Raw genomic sequence first — 5072 nt, 5'->3', positions numbered from 1 at the left:
CCATCAAGCAATCGATAGCCTACAGCCTGCTCATTGAATGCTTTTTGCTTCAATGAGCAATTCATGCAAAGTCGCTTCATGTGATTGCTGGGTATCTACCCTGTGCCCTTAAGATGATTTTTCACTTAGTTAGCTTAGATGAAGTTTTCGACGCATCACTTTGGGTATTCACCCTATCAGGCATCGCTGGCAGCATCATAGGAGGCTATTTCCTGTATAAGTGCTGGGATGGACGATGTCCGTTATTGGAAACTATCCAATCGCATTATGGATCAGCGCTCAACAATGTGAAGATCGAACGGCCATCTCAGGGCTACGATGAATTAGAAGGAACTTCACGGAAAGCATAACAATTTGCTCTGGCATCATTGAGGGCGTGATGCTCAGGCAGCTTATGTTCCTGATGAAACTCATAACGCAATAGCTCATTGATGCGATCAGCAACGAGGCGGCGCTTGCACCATGGAGGCACGCGGCCATCCAGGGCGTCATAAAAGAGGTCCCAGTCAGTCTGGTAGTCGTAGCAAATGAAGACCTCTTGATCTTTCGGCCTTACCAGCCTGAGCCAGTTGGTCATCTGGACGTAGAGATCGTCCTTGGTCATTTCAGCGTGAGGTGCATATCCCAAGAGCGGAAGGACGGCCGCTTTGACGAACTCGCTGCATTCGCGGATTTCATAGGGAAGCTCCGCATAGAACTCCTCGCCACTTTCCGTCACCAGGCCGATGCTGATCAACTGTGGATCGAGGAAGTCGGTGAATTCGGTGTCAATAAAGATGTTGAAAGACATCGATGCTCCATCAGGTTAGGAATTCGCTGGCTTATTGGAACCCTGAAGAGAGGCTTGTCCCAATACCCAGGGCATCAGCTTAGCAATATTGACAGCATCGTCCAAGCCACGATGATGCTGCCCCTCCAGCTCAAGGCCGGCTAGCTTACACGCTCTGGCCATGCCGACCTCTTTGCCGATTCGCTGCGCCTTCGCGAATAGCCTCTTAGCATTCTGATGAGGCATAGTCAGCGGCATTGCCACTCCGTGGCGCTGAGCGTCTCTGAGGAGCTGCTTGTGGTCGTAGGTGCCCCAGCTCATCCACACCGTATCATCGGAGACATGGTTATCGACGAACGCTTGAAGCGCGCGTGCCGCTACCGGGAACAAGGGGGCTTGGTCGATTTCTTCTTGGGTAATGCCAATCAATTGTTTGCAAAATGGCGTGAGTATCGGTCGTGCCAATGGCCTCACCAGATGCTGAAACCGCTCAAGCACCACGCCACATTCGGTGGTCCAGCAGGCGCCGATTTCAATGATTTCCATGTCTTCGGGGGCGATGCTGCCGTCGTCTGAGCATGTCGCTTCCAGGTCGACTACGAGAATTCTTGCCACTTGTTCCTCTTGATATTGGGTACAGTCCGGCGTGAGAGACAATTTCGCATGCGAAATTCGTTGCCCTTTAGTGACTAAAGGGGAGTCACAGCGGTGGTAACTTGAGCCGGCTCAATTTTGAGCTACCCGATAGCTATCAGGTAGCTACGAAATTTTTGCTGCTGAATTTGCGGCTGACGCGCGCGGAAAATATTCGACCGTTCATCGAACGCGATGGCCGGGTGGTCACGGCAATAGCGCCGTCCTTTATGGAGAGGAACACGCGCTGGCCAATCTTCCAGTCCGTCAACGCCATCGGCCATGAGACTTTTCCGCCGCGTTCGAGGATGGTTGAGTAGGTTTGACGTCTTTTCATACAAGCCAATCTTGTTCCCTTTTGCATTTTTGATCAGCCACGATCACGTTTTGCTGTATTTCGTGACACAGTTTATAGCATCTCGTGGCCACAATTTTTTCATGCTGCACGTCGAGCTGACGCAGGTTCGGCGCTCGAAATCTTGCAGTGATTTTTTTCCGTTGACAAGCTTATGTTGGTGATGCAATGTCACCATCGCTATGGTATTCAAGGGCTCGCTGAAGAAGATCCTCCTTCCTGTTTGAACTCAAAGATTACCGGCATGCAAGAACGATTTCCCATGCCAAACTGTTGGAGCGAGCTTCGATGACGGCAATCCATGAGACAGCGTATCCACGTTTACAAAATGAATATAGCCAAGAAGAGTTGACGGCTGTATATACACCTTCAAGCTCGGAAATAGAATACGTCTTTAAACAATATCGGCAGGTCGGGCCACGCGCATTCATGCTGATCAAGATGAAGCTACTTCAACGACTTGGATATTTTGTGTCAGTCGCGTCGGTGCCAACTGAAATTATTGAGCACATTTGCGATGCTGCGAATTTACGCAAGCCGGCAAAGCAAGCAATACTGAAATACGATGATTCCGGAACACGCTCACTTCAACATCAGCGCCTACGCTCCTACATTGGACTTCGCCTGATCGATAAGCAAGCGGAGAAATGGCTAGAGAGCTCTGCGATGCAGGCGGCACAGACTAAGCAAGAGCTACCGGACATCATCAACGTTCTGATCGAAGAGCTGGTACTGAGAAAATATGAACTTCCTGGCTTCACGGTTCTTTCTAGGTTGGCTGCCAAATGTCGGAATACAGTCAACGAACAAATCTACAAGACAGTAGGCGGCGTTTTAGGTCAAGACATGATTGAGCGCCTCGAAGCGATCTTGACACCTCAAGCTGGGCGTAGTGGATGGGACAGTCTTAAACGGGAGCCGAAGCAACCTAACGTGCGTGAGGTCACTGACTTCCTGGAACACGTAGACAAGATGATGGAGTTGGCAGCAGGACTACCCAGCACCCAACATATTGCAGCCACAAAGCGCGAGCAAATGACGCTTGAGGCAAGAGCACTTGATTTGGCGGAAATGCGCTCTGTGAAGCCATTAAAGCGCTATACCCTGGCAGTACTTTTGATCCAGACACAACTGGAAAAGGCGATGGACGATATCGCCGATATCTTTTTAAAGGCGCTGCGCAACCTGCACAATACCGCTGAGGAGAGGCTGCGACAGTACCATTTGCAGCACGCCGAGCAGACAGAGCGCCTAATCGGACAATTTCGCGATGTTCTGAGTGTGCTGAATGAAGATGGAACGGGTGATCAAAAAATAGCCCGCGTTGACGAATCGCTGCACAGCGACTACGAAAGATGGATCAACCAGTGTGACGAGCATATGGCATTCGCAGGCAATAATTACTATCCATTTATGTTGAATGGATATGGCCCGAAGCGAAGTTTACTTTTCAAGTGTCTTGAGGCTCTGAGTCTCAGTTCCAGCTCACAGGACAACAGCTTGCTTGAGGCAATTGCGTTTTTGCAGAAGTATCGATCAAGCCATCGGGAGCAATTACCTTGTGCTGAATCGGGTATAGAGGAATTAGATTTGGAATGGATGCCAGAGAAATGGCATCAGCTTGTCTTCGGCAAGCGACAGGATGATTCTGAGCCACACTTCCATCGAAAATACTTCGAGCTATCGGTCTTTAGCGCGGTCATGGACGAATTGAAGTCCGGAGATCTCTACGTCGAACATAGTGGCGAGTATGATGACTATCGCACCCACTTGGTGTCTTGGGAGCAGTATGAGCAAGAAGTGCAAGCCTATGGCGAACTAGTAAATCTTCCGGTCGATCCGGAAGCATTTGTTGCAGGGCTGAAGCAACAACTGCGAGATCTCGCCAAGATGGTCGATCAGCGATTCCCAGACAATGGTTACGTGGACATCGATCAGACGGGCGTAGTTATCCGTAGGCCTGAACGTCCCAAACCTCCTGATGGTATTGAGGTCATTGATCACGCAATCACCTCTGAGATGACTGAGGCAAGCATACTTGATGTCTTGACCGAGACCGAGAAATGGCTTGATCTACACAAGTTCTTCGGACCACTTTCTGGCTTTGAGCCAAAAATTGACGATCCTAGAAAGCGATTCATCACCACACTTTTCTGCTACGGATGCAACCTGGGCCCCGTTCAAACGGCTCGCTCTGTTAAGGGGCTGAGTCGAAAGCAAGTGGCTTGGCTCAACCTGAAGCACGTGACCGAACAGCGGCTCGATAAGGCCATTGTTAAGGTCATTAATGCCTACAATCGCTTTGCCTTACCCCGGTATTGGGGGACAGGAAAGAGCGCATCGGCTGACGGCACGAAATGGAACGTATTCGAGCAAAATCTGCTGTCCGAATATCACATCAGATATGGCGGGTACGGTGGAATAGGCTATTACCATGTCTCGGATAAGTACATCGCGCTCTTTAGCCACTTTATTCCTTGTGGTGTCTATGAGGCTGTCTACATTCTAGATGGACTGATTAACAACCAATCAGACATTCAGCCAGACACTGTGCATGGCGACACCCAGGCGCAAAGCACGCCCGTGTTTGGACTGGCGCATCTTCTGGGTATCAACCTGATGCCGCGCATAAGGAACATCAAGGACTTGGTATTTTTCCGTGGAGATCGATCGGATCAGTACGAACACATAGGAGGGTTATTCAGAGGCGTGATCGATTGGGATTTGATCGCTCGCCACCTGAAGGACATGCTGCGGGTAGTAATCTCAATTAAGGCGGGCAAGATTGCTCCATCGACGATCTTGCGACGTCTGGGCACTGCAAGCCGCAAAAATCGGCTCTATTACGCGTTCCGAGAGCTCGGGAGGGTAGTACGTACAATGTTTCTGCTGAAATATATTAATGACGCAGAATTGCGGAAGACAATCAATGCTGCGACAAACAAGAGCGAAGAGTTCAATGATTTTGTCAAATGGCTGTTCTTTGGTGGTGACGGCATCATCGCTGAGAACATCAGGCATGAACAGCGGAAGGTCATCAAATATAACCAACTCGTGGCCAACATGGTGATCCTTCACAACGTACATACGATGTCCAAGATACTCAAACGGCTCCAGGCTAAGGGCTATGTGCTAACGGAAGAGATTCTCAGAGGAATGGCGCCATATCGGCGTGCGCATATCAATCGCTTCGGCGAGTATCCATTGGATCTGGATCGCGCCGCAGAGCCGCTGAACTATAAAATTGATTTTGCTTTATAAATCAATAGGTTACTGCGTATCTGGCCAAAATTTCACGAATCCCGGCCGATCCTC

General features: G+C 49.8%; 4 protein-coding genes. 1 reads left to right on the top strand and 3 read right to left on the bottom strand.

Annotated features, from left to right (window positions below; genetic code table 11):
* Positions 1-313: 313 nt before the first annotated feature.
* The 3 genes from AKL28_RS23020 to AKL28_RS24710 all read right to left on the bottom strand — a co-directional run bounded on the left by AKL28_RS23020 (position 314) and on the right by AKL28_RS24710 (position 1739).
* On the bottom strand, positions 314-790 hold the full coding sequence (locus AKL28_RS23020) for a 3'-5' exonuclease family protein (RefSeq protein ID WP_050470625.1): 477 nt from the start codon (positions 788-790) through the stop codon (positions 314-316).
* 15 nt (positions 791-805) lie between these two features.
* The gene (locus tag AKL28_RS23015) at positions 806-1384 is read right to left on the bottom strand and encodes a 3'-5' exonuclease (RefSeq protein WP_050470626.1); all 579 of its coding nucleotides are present in this window, start codon (positions 1382-1384) and stop codon (positions 806-808) included.
* A 136-nt stretch (positions 1385-1520) separates the two neighbouring features.
* A complete protein-coding gene (locus AKL28_RS24710; protein ID WP_156226455.1) occupies positions 1521-1739 on the bottom strand; it encodes a hypothetical protein in 219 nt (72 codons plus the stop codon).
* Positions 1740-2045: 306 nt separating this feature from the next.
* Between AKL28_RS24710 and AKL28_RS23010 the strand changes: the two genes are divergently transcribed.
* Positions 2046-5018, top strand: a complete 2973-nt coding sequence (locus AKL28_RS23010) for a Tn3 family transposase (protein WP_050470624.1) — start codon at positions 2046-2048, stop codon at positions 5016-5018.
* The last annotated feature ends 54 nt before the right edge of the window (positions 5019-5072 follow it).

The organism is Herbaspirillum chlorophenolicum, from assembly GCF_001189955.1.
Taxonomy (GTDB): domain Bacteria; phylum Pseudomonadota; class Gammaproteobacteria; order Burkholderiales; family Burkholderiaceae_D; genus Herbaspirillum; species Herbaspirillum chlorophenolicum.
Note: the sequence above shows the minus strand (reverse complement) of the source record. Positions and strands in the feature narration are given on the sequence as shown.

Bases quoted from the DNA above. Each gene is read 5' to 3' on its own strand.
- AKL28_RS23020 (WP_050470625.1), bottom strand. From the start codon at position 790: ATGTCTTTCAACATCTTTATTGACACCGAATTCACCGACTTCCTCGAT.
- AKL28_RS24710 (WP_156226455.1), bottom strand. From the start codon at position 1,739: ATGAAAAGACGTCAAACCTACTCAACCATCCTCGAACGCGGCGGAAAA.
- AKL28_RS23010 (WP_050470624.1), top strand. From the start codon at position 2,046: ATGACGGCAATCCATGAGACAGCGTATCCACGTTTACAAAATGAATAT.